Source organism: Halomonas sp. ATBC28, assembly GCF_005937175.1.
GTDB classification, from domain to species: Bacteria; Pseudomonadota; Gammaproteobacteria; order Pseudomonadales; family Halomonadaceae; genus Vreelandella; species Vreelandella titanicae.
In genome coordinates this window covers 1-14849 of sequence record NZ_VCQL01000005.1, presented here as the reverse complement: position 1 = coordinate 14849, position 14849 = coordinate 1, and the positions used below count along the sequence as shown (strand labels likewise).

The 14849-nt window shown below is 53.9% G+C and carries 12 protein-coding genes; 10 read left to right on the top strand and 2 right to left on the bottom strand.

Annotated features, from left to right (window positions below; translation table 11 throughout):
- Positions 1–64: 64 nt before the first annotated feature.
- Positions 65–988, bottom strand: coding sequence for a LysR family transcriptional regulator (locus E0L35_RS06585; RefSeq protein WP_027959901.1), 924 nt, complete (start codon positions 986–988; stop codon positions 65–67).
- A gap of 435 nt (positions 989–1423) precedes the next feature.
- Between E0L35_RS06585 and E0L35_RS06580 the strand changes: the two genes are divergently transcribed.
- Positions 1424–3121: a peptidoglycan DD-metalloendopeptidase family protein gene (locus E0L35_RS06580; RefSeq protein ID WP_138799901.1), complete on the top strand. Its 1698-nt coding sequence runs from the start codon at positions 1424–1426 to the stop codon at positions 3119–3121.
- Between the two features lie 85 nt (positions 3122–3206).
- On the opposite strand, the gene E0L35_RS06575 is transcribed toward E0L35_RS06580, so the two are convergent.
- Positions 3207–4841, bottom strand: a complete 1635-nt coding sequence (locus tag E0L35_RS06575) for a L,D-transpeptidase family protein (RefSeq protein ID WP_138799900.1) — start codon at positions 4839–4841, stop codon at positions 3207–3209.
- Between the two features lie 105 nt (positions 4842–4946).
- Between E0L35_RS06575 and E0L35_RS06570 the strand changes: the two genes are divergently transcribed.
- The 9 genes from E0L35_RS06570 to E0L35_RS06530 all read left to right on the top strand — a co-directional run bounded on the left by E0L35_RS06570 (position 4947) and on the right by E0L35_RS06530 (position 14726).
- Positions 4947–5669: a murein L,D-transpeptidase catalytic domain family protein gene (locus E0L35_RS06570; RefSeq protein ID WP_027959903.1), complete on the top strand. Its 723-nt coding sequence runs from the start codon at positions 4947–4949 to the stop codon at positions 5667–5669.
- Positions 5670–5839: 170 nt separating this feature from the next.
- Positions 5840–6964 (top strand): CZB domain-containing protein, encoded by a 1125-nt coding sequence (locus E0L35_RS06565; RefSeq protein ID WP_035538589.1) that lies wholly within the window; start codon positions 5840–5842, stop codon positions 6962–6964.
- 103 nt (positions 6965–7067) lie between these two features.
- Positions 7068–8087: a patatin-like phospholipase family protein gene (locus tag E0L35_RS06560; protein WP_009287178.1), complete on the top strand. Its 1020-nt coding sequence runs from the start codon at positions 7068–7070 to the stop codon at positions 8085–8087.
- 342 nt (positions 8088–8429) lie between these two features.
- Positions 8430–9782 (top strand): NarK family nitrate/nitrite MFS transporter, encoded by a 1353-nt coding sequence (locus E0L35_RS06555; RefSeq protein WP_009287177.1) that lies wholly within the window; start codon positions 8430–8432, stop codon positions 9780–9782.
- Between the two features lie 125 nt (positions 9783–9907).
- On the top strand, positions 9908–11185 hold the full coding sequence (locus tag E0L35_RS06550) for a nitrate regulatory protein (protein WP_027959905.1): 1278 nt from the start codon (positions 9908–9910) through the stop codon (positions 11183–11185).
- 130 nt (positions 11186–11315) lie between these two features.
- A complete protein-coding gene (locus E0L35_RS06545) occupies positions 11316–12008 on the top strand; it encodes an SDR family oxidoreductase (protein WP_027959906.1) in 693 nt (230 codons plus the stop codon).
- Between the two features lie 141 nt (positions 12009–12149).
- On the top strand, positions 12150–13142 hold the full coding sequence (locus E0L35_RS06540; protein WP_027959907.1) for an LLM class flavin-dependent oxidoreductase: 993 nt from the start codon (positions 12150–12152) through the stop codon (positions 13140–13142).
- A 23-nt stretch (positions 13143–13165) separates the two neighbouring features.
- On the top strand, positions 13166–13660 hold the full coding sequence (locus tag E0L35_RS06535; RefSeq protein ID WP_027959908.1) for a GNAT family N-acetyltransferase: 495 nt from the start codon (positions 13166–13168) through the stop codon (positions 13658–13660).
- A 256-nt stretch (positions 13661–13916) separates the two neighbouring features.
- Positions 13917–14726 (top strand): Tar ligand binding domain-containing protein, encoded by an 810-nt coding sequence (locus tag E0L35_RS06530; RefSeq protein WP_249362097.1) that lies wholly within the window; start codon positions 13917–13919, stop codon positions 14724–14726.
- The last annotated feature ends 123 nt before the right edge of the window (positions 14727–14849 follow it).

Genomic DNA, 14849 nt, shown 5'->3' with positions numbered 1-14849 from the left:
GGTGCTAACAATTACGTTCTTTTCTTCAGCATACGCCCGCTTCAGGAACGCTCAAGCGGATGTTTTACGGCCTTTCATTCGAGTCAGTCGAATCATTCAGCGCGCATTCGCTCACCACGGCCTGTTTCAGTGCGGCGGCCATCGCATGAGCCGCTGGCCCTGCCCGGTCTCGGTCGCGAAAAATCATCTGAATCGGCACTTCACGAATACCGCCCGCGGGTAGTGGCAGCGGCTTTAATTGCCCGCTGTTTAACTCCTCCGCAATTCGTGTTTCCGGCATCCAGGCAAACCCCAAGCCACGCCTTAGCATATCCAGTGAGGTATTGAGGTGGCTGACGGTCCAACGCTGCTCGGCTTTCAACCAGCCAGCATTGGTTGATTGGCGCAGCGCTGAATCACGCACCACCAACTGCCGATACTGGGCTAGATCGCGTAGATCCAACGAGCGGCCCAATTGATGTAGCGCATGCTGGGGATGCGCCACGGCAACAAAGCGCACCGTGACCAACGGCTCGCCCAAGAAGCCCTGTGCCTCAATGCCGGAGACTACCAAGTCTGCGCGGCCATCATAGAGCATCTCAATGCCGCCATTGAGAACACTCTCGTGCAACTGAACGCGCACCTGCGGGTACGTTTCAGAGAATCGCTCTAGCGCTTTAGCTTGAGCAGCAGCGGGAAACACCTGATCGATTGCCACTACCACTTCCGCTTCTAAACCAGCGGCTAGCCGGGTGGCGACATCTTCAAGTGACGCTGCGCTCTCTATTAATTGACGCGCGCGCCGAAGCAGCAGCTCGCCCGCTTCGGTTAACCGTACTTGTCGGCCAATAGGCTCCAGCACCTGCACGCCTAGCTGCTCTTCTAATTTATGAACGGCATGGTTCAGCGTGGAGGGGCTTTTATGTACCGCCTCTGCCGCACGCGCAAATCCACCGTGGTCAACCACGGCGGCCAACATTTGCCATTGTGAAAGTGTTACCCGGGACATTTCGATTTCCTCAACGCAATACAGCGAAACAATGCGCTTAATGTTCGAAAAAACATGGCTAGAATGCCAGGAAACAGCTAACACTTCCGCCCATGCTTACAAAATGCTTGAGATTAACTGCTGGTCGCAGGTAAAAGAGCACGTTATTTCTATCCAGCGGGAAAATATTTGACACAGATTATACTTTAGCTTTTAAAAGCGTAGTTTTCGTCTATAGTTAACACAGATTATTTAGTTAGCACGCTTCACTGGTTACATTTGTTAGCAAACGCTGTTTATAAATAGTAATCTCTGTCTGTTAGTGCTATTTTTGTATTTAATTACGCTTTATGTATAGATATACAGTCTATGCACCCCTGCCTTCATGGGGTATGGTTTCCGGGTTTATTCGCTTAATAGTTACTTTTAATCACGAACTCGGCGGTCCATTTACCCATGTTGCGAATCCTCCATTCGCTGCCCCGTACGCACAAATTATTACTGTTACCCGTGGCCACAATGGTCACCGTGCTGGGCACACAAAAGTTATTGACGACATACCAAGATTTAACTCAACTAAACACACCGCTTGAAAGCGTGCTAGTACCGCTCCCAAGCGACTCTACTCCGGGCGTCCCTTCCCTGCATCAAGAACGCACCCCGGTAGCAGATGCGATCGATCGCGCCTCGCGCGCCCTCGACGCGACCCGCGAAAATATCCCCCTCAGTGAACTCACCGCAACCGAGATCGTTGATCTTGACGTCATTGCCAGCGCAGAGGCCGACATGGCGAACCAGCCGGCTTTGGGCGGCGACGTCACGGTACCAAATACCGCAGCACTGGAAAGCGGTGGTCTCGATGACGGTGCGCTGCATATGGCAATTGTGCTAGGCACATTGGCTAGCGGCATGCTGGATAATAATGTAGACAACAGCTCTTCCGTCGAAATTGCCGACGCTACCTCTTATGAGGATTATGGCGTTGAGCTATTCGATGATATCTCCTTTCTGGATTTAGAGCTGGCAGCTGAAGAGCCCTTTGTACCTGAGTGGGAAACCCACATTGTTGAATCCGGCGAAACTTTTGCCGTACTGGCACAAAACGAATTAGGCCTAGGCTATAGCGAAGTGATGGCTCTGCTGGAGGATTTACCTGACCCGCGCATGCTAACCAATTGGCGCGCCGGGCACAGCTTTGATTATCAGCTGGATGAAGATGGGCGTTTATTGTCGCTACGCATGATGAAAAACACCCGTGACGGCATACTGCTGGAGAAGGACGCAGACCACTTCGCCATCACCACGATTGAACGCCAAGGAGAACCTGTTCAGCGCCTCTATGCCGGTAGCGTCAGCGGTAGCTTTGCGCGCTCCGCCCAGGCGACAGGTTTGAACAGCGGCTCGGTAACAGAACTGACGAAACTACTCGAAAAGAAACTCGATTTTCGGCGTGACAGCCGCCGCGGCGATCGTTTCCAGGTACTGGTCGAGTCAGACATGATCGATGGTGAAACTTTAGATTCCCGTGTATTGGCTGTTCATTACAACGGCGAACGCATGGACTTAACCGTTGTGCGTAATGCCAGCGACGATAACTTCTATACACCTGAGGGTGGTAGCCTGGATCCTGCCTTTGCGCGCCACCCGTTTGAAGGCAACTACCGTTTAAGCTCCAGCTTCAATCCGCGCCGTAAGCATCCAGTAACCGGCCGCACTAGCCCGCATAACGGTACCGATTTTGCTATGCCGATTGGCACGCCGGTAACGGCTCCCGCTAACGGTGTTGTGGAACGAGTGAGCAACCATCGCGCCGCAGGACGCTATGTCGTCATCCGTCATGACAATGGCTACCGGACGCGCTACCTGCACCTCTCCCGGCCGCTGGTGAAGCAAGGTGAACGTGTAACAATGGGCGAGCGTATCGCGCTATCAGGCAATACAGGCCGCAGCACCGGCCCTCACCTGCACTACGAAGTCATCGTCAACAACTCACCGGTCAATGCGATGACGGTTCCCCTACCAGAAAACACCAGCTTGAGCGGCGATACGCTTATTGCGTTCCAGAATCAGGCAGCACCCATATTGGCGGCGCTGGAAAGCGGCGAAACAGGCCCGGTTAGCGTGGCTAATTATCGGCAGGAGAGCAACGACTAGCGACCGCTATATAGCTACCGTGTACTCAAACGCAAAACACCGCCACTGGGCGGTGTTTTGCGTTGGCTTACGTATTTTCAACTGTCTAGACTGACCGCTGCAGCGCGGCCAGTAGCGTTGCATCCCGGCGGTAGATATCAGGTCTAAACTCCACCTCGCCTTCGGCATTTGGCCACGCGGTCAAATAATGCAGCGCAATGGGAATACGCTGAGATAAGCTCACATTGCGATCACTCCCTCCTTTTAACAGCGTACTCATTTGATAACGACTGCCGGTGTCTTGCAGCAGCATTTGCGCCAGCTCAGTCACACCTTCAACCCGAATACAGCCTGAACTAAGTGCACGCTGATCACGTCGGAACAATCCACGCGCGGGGGTATCGTGCAAATAGATCATGTCATCGTTGGGAAACCGTACCACGACGCGACCTAGCGGGTTACCTGTACCCGCTACCTGACGCAACATAACGCCGCCAGGACGCTGCCAGTCGATCTCCTCCGCAGCAAGCGGTTCGCCCATGGGGCTAATCACCTGGATATTTTTACGCGCCAAATAGTCGATATCGGCACGCACCTGGGGCAACACATCCTCGCGCATGATCGTCGGCGGGATTGTCCAGGAAGGATTAATGGTTAAATGGCTGATCGTAGAGTGGATAATCGGCGTCTCCCGCCGCGGGGTTCCTACCACCACACGGGCGTCCCAGTGCTGGCCGTTAGGGCGCACGTAGTGCATCCGGTAGCCTGCAATATCGACCCATACCCGTGGCTCAGCAGATTGCATTGGACGGATCCACCGCGCGCGCTCTAAATTGACCCGCAGCTGGTCGATTCGCGACGCCACTGAGGTGTTCAACGCCAAGCGAGTTTGTTCGCCCACCACACCATCTTCCTGCAGCAAATGACGGCGCTGGAAACGCCTCACCGCGGCTTCCAGCGGTGCATCAAAGGCACGCCGATTCGACCCGGCTTGTACACCGATTAATGGATAGGCGCTGCTATCCGCCACCTGTAACTCAGCCTCTCCCCATAGTGCCAGGCGCTGGCGCAGCACGCTCACATCGTCGGCTTCATCGCCTGGCCGCAACGACTCTTCCCGCGCAGCCAAGTAGGGCACGCTGCCCAGGTTAGCCAGCTGATAATGCTGCTTCAAGGCATCGCGCAGTTGCTGATATTCAGCAGACGAGGGCCGAGCCAGCGCGATCGCGTTATCAAGCGAGCGGTCATCGACGGCATGCACCACACGCAGTAGTGAGTAGCGACGTTCAGGGCGCGGCGCATCCCACTGGGGTTCGACATCGCGCGGGTTCACCTTACCGCGCTCTAAATGATCCAGCGCCAGCAGCAACGCTCGAGTTGCTTTAATATCAAACGACGCCTGAGCGGCTTGACTGCTTGCCTGACTGCGCTGGAACTCATCAATCAGTGTATCAGCGTGGTAATCCTCGGGTGTTAGACCATCGGTTTCCAAGCTATTCAACGCAGCCACCAGTGACTCAACCGCCACGGCTGCCTGCCAGGCGGGCTGCCCATCGCGCAGTTGATAAAACTCAGCAACGGGTAGCCGCTGCGCCTCAACCGCGCTTAATTGCTGGGCTAACGCCTGTTGTAACGGCGCTGAATCCGCATTCGCATAGCTAATGCCTAAAGGGCTGTGGGTAAGCGTGAGACAAAGAGCGACCCCTATCGCCCATTGTCTTAGTGGCTGTATCTCGTTCATCGCCCTCTCCTTGCGTTACTATAGTCTTCCACATCGCCGACCCTGTTTTTTATATTAGTCGGCTAATCTTTATAATGACTTATATTGCTCGTAGGATCGACTTTTATGGCTCTTCGTTTAAATGTTGCCACGTTATTATTTTCTCTCCCTTTTACATTATTTACATTACCGCTCCACGCTGCCAGTTTCTTCGCCCAAGTTGATTCAACGCCACCTCGCGGCATACTGCCTTTACACCATCAGTTGCTGCAGCTCGCCCCCCAGGCCTCGCCCGATGCGCTGCGTTTAGCCGCCCAAGCGCTTAACTGCGCCGAGCCTAATGCCGAGCGCTTGGCAGTGATCGATTACTCGCTGCCATCTACCGAGCCGCGCTTGTGGGTATTTGATTTGCGCCAGCATAAGCTACTCTTCGAAGAGCTGGTCTCCCACGGCCAGGGGTCTGGCGACGCCCAAGCAGAGACGTTTTCCAATACCCCCGATAGCCATCAATCCAGCATTGGCCTATTTCGCACTATGAACAGCTACTATGGGCGCAACGGCTATTCACTGCGCCTGGAGGGTCTGGAACCCAACGTCAATGACTTGGCGTTTGAGCGCGCTATTGTGATCCACGGCGCGGACTATGTAAGCGACGCCTTTATCACCCAAACGGGGCGGCTCGGTCGCAGCCATGGCTGCCCGGCGGTACGCGAAGACGTCACTTACCCGCTGATCGACAGTCTAAAAGAGGATCAGTATGTGTTCGCTTATTATCCCGATGCCGAGTGGCTGGCCACCTCCGCGTTTTTAGGCTGCACGGCCACCGCCGCACAGCTAGCCCGGCGCTAATGTTACCCAGAATCTTAATGAGGGGAACGTTAACAACCTCAGCCTTACAGGCAATCAGTAGCTGAATTTTATCATTTTCGGCCGCTAAATCAGGCGCACAGGGGAACCCTCTGCAATACTTTGTGACAAATTAACACAAAATATTGCTATCTGCCGTAGGTGTCTCTGCCATGTTCACCTTTATGCACCCGTACCAAAAAATTCGCCGCCTGGAACAGGAAGTTGCCGAGTTACGCACTCAGCTTGACGCTGCTACCCCCTCCCCCAGTTGCCGATTATTGAGCCTGATGAAACCGGCACAATCCATCGGCATGCTGCAGGCGAGAGGCGCGGATATGCTGGCTTCTCTCAATAGTGGCATACAGGAGTACGCGGATCAGCTTGCCGGCGAGCGGGCCACCCTAACGGAAACGGTTAATTTAATTGCCACCGCTGAACAGGCGGTCAGTAGCCTTGACCAACGTTGCCACGACACTGAACGTACCGAAGCGTTACCCCCATTAGTGTTAGCTAAAACTCTGCACGCCTTAAGCCAGCTACAGGTCGCTCTCGCCCGTAGTGCAGGCCACGCCCAGGCGTTAGCGGTAAGTACGGCCCTTGAAACGGCCCATAGCCAAGGTCTGCTTGGCAGCACCGATGCCGCTAGCCAGCAATCTCCAGGATTGGCAGCCATTGCAGACGATGTCCACCGCTTAGCGTTGACTATGCACAGCTTGAGCCATCAGCTCAGCCTACTGATGGAGCAAATTAATAGCCAGGTAAGAGAACACTCGCAGGCCGTAGTGAAAAAATGTCTGGCCGACGAGGAGATTACCCATTCCGCGCAAGCAGCCAAGCAGGCAGTGCATCAGCTTGCTGACCAAGCTCAGCATATGCACAAGGTGATTCATCACAATGCCACCGCTGCGTTTTTACACTCCGCGAAGCTTGATCATGCGGTGTGGAAGTGTCGGCTTTATAAGCAGCTCCTCTCTGCCAACACAGACACTCCCCTAGAAGACCATCACCAATGCCGTTTAGGGCGCTGGCATCAACATGGAGAAGGTCACCAACGTTACGCCCGCACTGAGGCCTATCGAGCGCTGGCGGCACCCCATCGCCGTATGCATGACAGTGGCGCGGAAGCACTTAAGTTTGCCCGCCTGGGCGACCGCAATGGTCAACTGGCCGCCTTGGGAGTCATGGAAGAAGCCAGCCAGCAGCTCGCCCTGCAGTTGGACAACCTCATGGAGCACGCCATGTATGAGGCGCCCTATTCAACCAATCATCACTCACCGCTTGCGGGCGCACCTTAAATAGCCGTTGTACGCTAAATAGCCTTTCGTCTTATCTAGCCGCCTATGCCATGCTGGTTGCAATAAAACCACTTTCCTCACCAGCAGCAATGGGAAAAAGCATATGGCACAGGTCAAAAAGCTAGATCTCGCGTTACAAGGCGGTGGCGCCCACGGGGCTTATACCTGGGGTGTCATTGATCGCCTACTGGCAGATGACCGCATTGAGATTGAGGGCATCAGCGGCACCAGCGCCGGGGCAATGAATGGCGTGGTAATGGCCGATGCGCTCACAAGAGGCGATAAAGAGACCGCTCGGCAAGCACTGCACGACTTTTGGCAAGCGGTGAGTCGCGCGGGTATGGCCAGCCCCATCCGCCGCTCTCCCTTGGACATATTGACCGGCAACTGGAGCCTGGATCACTCGCCCGGTTTTATTGCGATGGACCTATTAAGCCGTGTGGCCTCCCCCTACCAACTCAACCCACTCAATATAAATCCGCTGCGCGATATCGTGGCCGAACATATTGATTTCGAGCGGGTTAGGCAATGCCAACAGCTTAAGCTGTTTGTCGCGGCCACTAACGTACGCACGGGTAAACAGCGGGTGTTCCGCCGTGAAGAGATGAGCGTTGACGCGGTGATGGCCTCCGCTTGCTTGCCCTTTATATTCCAAGCAGTGGAGATCGACGGCGAAGCGTATTGGGATGGTGGCTACATGGGTAACCCCGCCCTGTTTCCTCTCATGGAGGAGTGCAGCGCACGGGATATTCTGCTGATACAAATCAACCCAATCAGCCGTAACGAAGTCCCCACCTCGGCATCGGCCATTATGAATCGCCTCAACGAGATCACCTTTAACTCAGCACTGATTAAAGAGATCCGTATGATTGCGCTGCTTAAGCATACCCTCGATGAGCAAGGCATTGAAAACTGCTACCAGCAGGCGTTGTTCCACCGCATTAGCGGCGAGCAGGCACTTGAGGGCCTCTCTGTCTCCAGCAAATCCAATTCTGAGTGGCCTTTTCTATGCCATCTTTTCGAGCAGGGACAAGCTGCCGCTGAACGTTGGTTAAGCGAACACTTTGAAGCGATTGGTAGCCACTCCACACTGGATATTGATGCCGTCTATTTACATGAATAATGGCTGCACGTTCAGTCCGCCCATTGCACCCTTCTAGCACCAAGATGCCGCAAAATCGGCGTTGCATGCCCAATCATGCAGCATAGACTTGATCACTCATCTCTAACACGCACAACAAAAATAAATTAAGATATTGATTTTTAGCAATAAATATTCAACTGGCAAACTACCTGCATAACTCCTACCAGTGGTGGTAGGCGTGGACCAGGCCCAGTCGGGTACGAGTGCGTCGAACCTGACCTTCAACGGTGAAGGCATGTTCTCGTCAATTGTTTGCGTAACGCGCTAACTTGTTTGCGTTGCGTAGCGACTAACTCGTTTTATGCCCCGTGAGGCCATCCCATGGACATACGCAACAAAGCCAACCGCATTCGGCTGCTTAACTTCTCGACTCCTCAGATGCGCGCTTTCCACTTTTCATGGTTCGCGTTTCATATCTGTTTCTTCGGCTGGTTCGGCATCGCCCCTCTTATGGCGATTGTTCGAGAAGACCTTTCACTGACTCAAACACAAATCGGCAATACGATTATCGCTTCGGTAGCGATTACGGTAATTGTGCGCCTTGCAATTGGCGTACTGTGTGACCGCATCGGCCCGCGTAAAACCTATACCGGGCTACTGATATTAGGCGCTATTCCGGTGATGGGCATTGGCTTGGCCGATAGCTTTGAAACCTTTCTATTGGCGCGCTTAGCCATTGGGGCCATTGGTGCCTCCTTCGTGATTACCCAGTACCACACCTCGATGATGTTCGCCCCCAATGTGGTCGGCACTGCCAACGCTACTAGCGCAGGTTGGGGAAACCTGGGTGGTGGCACCACGCAGATACTGATGCCACTAATCTTCTCGGGCATGCTGATGCTGGGCGTTAACGAAGCCTTTGGCTGGCGTTTAGCGATGATGGTGCCTGGTGTAGTGATGTTCTTTACCGGCATTGGCTACTGGTTCTTTACCCAGGATGCCCCCAACGGCAACTTCAGCGACCTGCGCGCACGCGGCGAATTGCCTGAAGCTTCAGGAGAAAATGGTGCCGCGCAAAGCTTTCTAGCCGCCGCCAAGGATATTCGTGTTTGGGCGCTGTTCGTTGTCTATGGCCTCTGCTTTGGCGTGGAACTGACGATCAACAATATTGCCGCCATCTACTTCTTTGATAAGTTTGATCTTACCCTGGCCACCGCGGGTCTGATTGCCGGTCTGTTTGGTTTAATGAATATTTTTGCGCGTACTTTAGGCGGCGTCTTCTCGGATCTTTTCGCTAAGCAAGGGGGCTTGAAAGGACGCGTTCGCTGGCTGTTTATTGCCTTGGTTTGCGAAGGTATTGCGTTGGTAGCGTTTTCGCAGATGCACGTATTAAGCCTAGCGATAGGTATCATGCTGGTGTTCAGCCTGTTTGTGCAGATGGCGGAAGGCGCTACTTTTGGCGTGGTGCCGTTTATCAACAAAAAGGCGCTGGGTGCCGTGGCGGGCATAGTCGGCGCTGGCGGTAATGTGGGCGCGGTAGGCGCTGCCTTTCTGTTCCGCAGCGAAAGCCTGACCTATCAGCAAGGTCTGTTCTATTTAGGCCTCACTGTACTGATCCTGGCTTCATGTGTGTTGGTGGTACGCTTTAGCGATGCTACCGAAGCAGAAGAGGCCAAAGCGTATAGCGACGCAGTAGGTGATGATGTAGGCGCGGGCGCTCTGTCGTTACGCTAAGCGCTTTCCAGTACACTCATACTTCCATAACGTTCCTGTTCACTCCCATACGCTTCGGCATGGTATGGGAGAATAACGGTATGGGAGTGTTCACATTTAGGCGGCGAGTCACCAAGGAAATTTCTATGTCTTCAGCGCAGCAACTGCTCTTAACCGCCATCCGTTGCGATATCGACAACCTTACCCACCTTGCCACCACCGCCGATATTGTCGGCGACATCAGCCGCTTTATTCATATGCTCCAGCGTGAACGGGGCGCATCGACGATTTACCTTGTTTCCCAGGGGCAGCGCTTCAAAACCCGCCGCGACACCTACCGGCAACACAGTCAGCAGGCCGAAACACTAATGCGCCAACGGCTGGAAGCGCTCAGTGAGGAGGCCCGCCCCCAGGCCGCCGCGCGCTTACTGCGCCGGATTGCCGCCGTCTGGTACGCGCTTGACGAACTTGGCGCGCTTCGTCAGGCCATTGATACCTTTGCTATCACCCCCGATGCAGCGACCCAGGCGTTTAACCAGTTGACCAGTGGCCTACTAGCCATTGTGTTTGAGGCCGCAGATACCTCTATCGATCCCGATATTACCCGCACGCTAGTAGCGATTTTCCACTTAATGCAAGGCAAAGAGCTGGCGGGCCAGGAGCGCGCCTGCGGCGCCTTTGGCTTTACCCATGGCCACTTCGACGAGCCCCATCGCGCGCTGCTCAATCAACTCATGGCAGATCAACAGCGCTGCTTCGACACCTTTGTAGAGTTTGCGACACCCGAAGCGCAGCAGGCATGGCAGAAGGAGCTTTCACCGCGCACGCTGTCGGGTATTTGCCATCTGCGCGATATCGCCTGCCAGCGCTCGTCGGCAAAACAATCACCACCCAAAGAGACACCCGATAAGCTGGGTGAAACCTGGTATGAACTCACCACGCTGCGCATCGACTCAATGAAAACGGTTGAAGATGCGCTGATTGAACAACTGAGCATGCTCTGCCACCGCAAAATCGGCCAGGCTGAGGAGGCTTTAGAAAAAGCCAAGGCACAGCCCTGCCACCCTACACCCGCCCCCTGCGAGCAGCTGCTGGCGCTGAATGGAGCGCAACCATTAGGTGACCTGACCGCCAACGCTCTCACCTCCCCCCTGGGCCGCTCGCTGATCGAGCTCACCCAAGCCCAGGCCAGCCGCTTACAAGGGCTCAGCGATGAGCTTGAAAATACCCGCAAAGCGCTACGAGAACGCAAACTGATTGAACGCGCCAAAGGTCTCATCATGGCCCACCAGGAGATGAACGAAGAGGAGGCCTACCGCTTTCTGCGGAAAACCTCAATGGATCAAAGCAAAAGCATGGCAGATATGGCTCAAGCGATACTGGATCTCTCAGCGATGCTAAAACGCAACGATGCTAAAACATAAAGTAGATGGGCTCCTCGTTAGCAGTAAGTTAGCAGCACAATACCAAGCTGCTTAAGCCTATATTTGCAGGATGCTGTCACCTTAGCCATGCTAAAAGCTCACTTGACTGACCAAGCAAGGAGCGCACCCCATGCAACACCGCGTGCTATTAATTACCGGCGCATCTAGCGGCATCGGTGCGGCCACCGCTCGCGCAGCTGCACGTGAAGGCTATAAGTTAGTACTCGCTGCACGTTCTAGCGACAAGCTCACCGCACTGGCGCAAGAGCTGGGGCCGGAAAACGTACTGACCTGTGAGCTGGACGTGACTAACATGGAACAGCAGCAGGCCATGGTTGAGCAGGCGCTGGAAACCTTTGGCCGCCTGGATGGCGTCTTTGCCAACGCTGGCCGTGGCGGTTCACCCGGCGGCTTTAGTGAAGCCGACCACGACGCATGGCGTGAGATGATTCTCACCAATATCTATGGAGTGGGCCTCACTATTCAAGCCTGTTTGCCCGCCCTTAAACGCAGCAAAGGCCATGTATTGCTCACCGGCTCAGCGGCAGGCCGCACGACTATTCCAGGCTCGATGTATAGCGCGACCAAGTGGGCGGTCACCGGAATTGGCTACAACTTACGTGAAGAGTTACGTGGCACCGGCATGCGTGTGACGCTAATTGAACCTGGAATGGTCGACACCCCCTTTTTTGATGAGCCGCCAACTCATGCCTTAGAAGATCGCGATATCGCCAATGCGGTAATTTACGCACTAGCGCAACCTGCCCATGTAGATGTGAATGAAATTCTTATTCGCCCCACTCCACCTTTAAGTGAGGAGTGAGGAGCCAACGAACCTGTATATCCGCCACCTGGATAGTCGACACCTTGCAATTCATCTGCAATGGCCGCATAACGTGTAATTACCAAGCGCGCTAAGTAATTTTTCACCCGACGCGCCCACGAATTAATTTGCAGGTGATCCATGAGCCAACTCGCTTCCACGGCACTTTCCGTTCTTGATCTGGCACCTATTCGCCAGGGCGGCAGTGCCGCAGAGACCTTTCGCGATAGTGTTGCCCTGGCGCAATTAACCGAGCGGCTAGGCTATACCCGTTACTGGCTTGCCGAGCACCACAATATTGCCGGTATCGCCAGTGCCGCAACCGCCGTGTTGATTGGTCATATAGCCGGGCAAACGTCCACCATCCGCGTGGGTAGCGGCGGCATTATGCTGCCTAACCATCCACCGCTGGTGATTGCCGAGCAGTTCGGCACACTGGAAACGCTCTACCCTGGCCGTATTGATCTGGGATTAGGCCGTGCGCCTGGCTCGGATGGTGCCACCATGCAGGCTATGCGCCGCAACGCCCACGCCGGGGTCGATGATTTTCCACAACTGCTGAATGAGCTGCGCAGCTACTTAGCCGATGCAGAGCCCCAGCAGCGAGTGAAAGCGGTGCCTGGCCAAGGTACCCATGTGCCTATTTGGTTGCTGGGTTCCAGCGGTTACAGCGCGCAGCTGGCAGCCAAACTGGGCTTACCCTTCGCGTTTGCGGCTCAGTTCGCGCCGGGCTATTTATTTGAAGCGCTGCGTTTGTACCGTGATAACTTCCGCCCTTCGGAGCACCTGGATAAGCCCCATGCGATGGTCGGCCTTCCCGTGATGGCCGCAGAGAGTGACGCGATGGCTCACTACCTGGCCACGACAGCGCAGCAGAAGTTTTTAAACCTTATTCGCGGCAAGCCGACTCAGTCACAACCGCCGGTTGAGCAGTTGGATTGGTCGCCGATGGAACAGGCCCAAGTCAGCCAATTTTTAGGCGCGGCGATTATTGGTGGGCCCGAGACAGTTAAAGCCGAGCTTGAGGAATTCCAAACACGCACTGGTGCCGATGAACTAATGATTAATAGCGATTTTTACAACCACGCCGACCGTCTACGCAGCTACGAAATTGTGGCTGAGGTCGCCCGATAAGCGCTTAGCTGCACAGGATAGTTATGACCACACTCGCTTTCTCTCCAATAACGGATGACGATTTTGCTGCTTTCTGGCCCACCTTCCAAGCCATTGTTGCAGCGCAAGAGACCTATGCGTTTGATCCCGATATCAGTTTTGAAGCTGCCCGTCAGTTATGGTGTAAAACGCCTAACGCCAGTGTGGTTGCCAAAGATGAAAACGGACAAGTGCTGGGCGCTTACTACTTAAAAACCAACGCGGCTGGCCCCGGCGATCATATATGTAACTGTGGTTATATGGTGCCCCCCGCCGCACGGGGCAAAGGCGTAGCGCGAGCCATGTGTGAGCACTCCCAGCAACAGGCCCGGGAACTAGGGTTTCTGGCCATGCAGTACAACGCCGTGGTGGCCACCAATGAGGTGGCTGTCGCGTTATGGCAGAAGCTTGGGTTTAGTATTGTGGGTACCGTTCCTAACGCCTACCGCCATGCGCGCTTCGGTTTTGTCGATACGCATGTGATGCATAAGACGCTTTAACAATCATCCATTTACCAAAGGGTTCTTTACCAGACGACTATTTACTAAGCAACTCTTTATCAAACAATTATTTTCCAAACAACTCTCAAACAAGTTTAAAAAAACATTTAATTATACGGCTTTATTATGATTTAGCATTTAACAATATAGAAAACTAACACCAACTTAATCAAATTATTATTTTAACGGAAAATTGATACCTTTTAAAACTCCTCATGCACCAATTCAGGTGCGGGGAGTATTAGGAGAAGTATCAATGCAAAACATATCAGTTAAGAGAGTGATTGCTGGCGCACTGATTGTGCTTTTAGCCATGCTTATCATTTTGGGTAGCATGGGTGTCATGGCAGAACGCGAAGGTGCACAGCTGCTGGCAGAAATTAATGAAATCAGTGCTCAACAAGCGAGTGCTGCTAACCGTGCAGAAACCAATCTAATGGAAGTGCGGGTCAGGCTAGAGCGCATGTCACAGCACTACCGCAATGGCAACGAAAGTTACGCTGAGCGGGCGCTGGGAGAAGCGCTGGTGAGCCTGGAGAAATCTGACCAGCGTATTGCAGAACTCACTCGCCTTGAACTCCCGATTGATTCCGAGCGTCGCCCACTAATCGATGCAATTGTCGATAGTTACCACCTTATTGTCACTGACACCTTAAGAAGTGATTTAGCCAACGAGCGCTATGAGACACTGGACGAATACCGTGATCCCATTAATCAGAAGTTCTCTGGCTTTAGCACTGCGATCAGTAATTTCAATGATTATGCATTGAGCAGAGGCAACCAAGTTCACTCGGAAGCGCAGCGCGACAGCGTCATTTTTGGTATCACCGTAGGCGTTCTCATTTTAACCGCGATTGTACTCTATATTGTGGTACAAATAATGATTAATCGGCTCGTCATCAGTCCCCTACAGCGGGCAGTCAGCATTTGCGAAAACATTGCAAAGGGGGATTTGACCAGCCATATCGATGCCCTAGGGCGTAACGAGATTGGCCGCCTTTATAGTGCCATGGAGGATATGCAGGAGCGCCTGGAAGAGATAATCGGTACGCTCAATCAAAGGTAAGCGCTCCAATAACCCCATCTAGGCAGTCATTGCCTAGACCGGTAAGGTCTCTTTCCACTGCCAGGGCAGTAGCGTGTTGAGGTCATCGTCGTTGAGAGAGGGTAGCGTCTCAAAGACGTGCTG

What these genes read in the sequence shown, in the direction of transcription:
- E0L35_RS06585 (WP_027959901.1), bottom strand. Translation starts at nt 988, where the DNA reads ATGTCCCGGGTAACACTTTCACAATGGCAAATGTTGGCCGCCGTGGTT.
- E0L35_RS06575 (WP_138799900.1), bottom strand. Translation starts at nt 4,841, where the DNA reads ATGAACGAGATACAGCCACTAAGACAATGGGCGATAGGGGTCGCTCTT.
- E0L35_RS06570 (WP_027959903.1), top strand. Translation starts at nt 4,947, where the DNA reads ATGGCTCTTCGTTTAAATGTTGCCACGTTATTATTTTCTCTCCCTTTT.
- E0L35_RS06540 (WP_027959907.1), top strand. Translation starts at nt 12,150, where the DNA reads ATGAGCCAACTCGCTTCCACGGCACTTTCCGTTCTTGATCTGGCACCT.
- E0L35_RS06560 (WP_009287178.1), top strand. Translation starts at nt 7,068, where the DNA reads ATGGCACAGGTCAAAAAGCTAGATCTCGCGTTACAAGGCGGTGGCGCC.
- E0L35_RS06530 (WP_249362097.1), top strand. Translation starts at nt 13,917, where the DNA reads ATGCAAAACATATCAGTTAAGAGAGTGATTGCTGGCGCACTGATTGTG.
- E0L35_RS06545 (WP_027959906.1), top strand. Translation starts at nt 11,316, where the DNA reads ATGCAACACCGCGTGCTATTAATTACCGGCGCATCTAGCGGCATCGGT.
- E0L35_RS06555 (WP_009287177.1), top strand. Translation starts at nt 8,430, where the DNA reads ATGGACATACGCAACAAAGCCAACCGCATTCGGCTGCTTAACTTCTCG.
- E0L35_RS06535 (WP_027959908.1), top strand. Translation starts at nt 13,166, where the DNA reads ATGACCACACTCGCTTTCTCTCCAATAACGGATGACGATTTTGCTGCT.
- E0L35_RS06580 (WP_138799901.1), top strand. Translation starts at nt 1,424, where the DNA reads ATGTTGCGAATCCTCCATTCGCTGCCCCGTACGCACAAATTATTACTG.
- E0L35_RS06565 (WP_035538589.1), top strand. Translation starts at nt 5,840, where the DNA reads ATGTTCACCTTTATGCACCCGTACCAAAAAATTCGCCGCCTGGAACAG.
- E0L35_RS06550 (WP_027959905.1), top strand. Translation starts at nt 9,908, where the DNA reads ATGTCTTCAGCGCAGCAACTGCTCTTAACCGCCATCCGTTGCGATATC.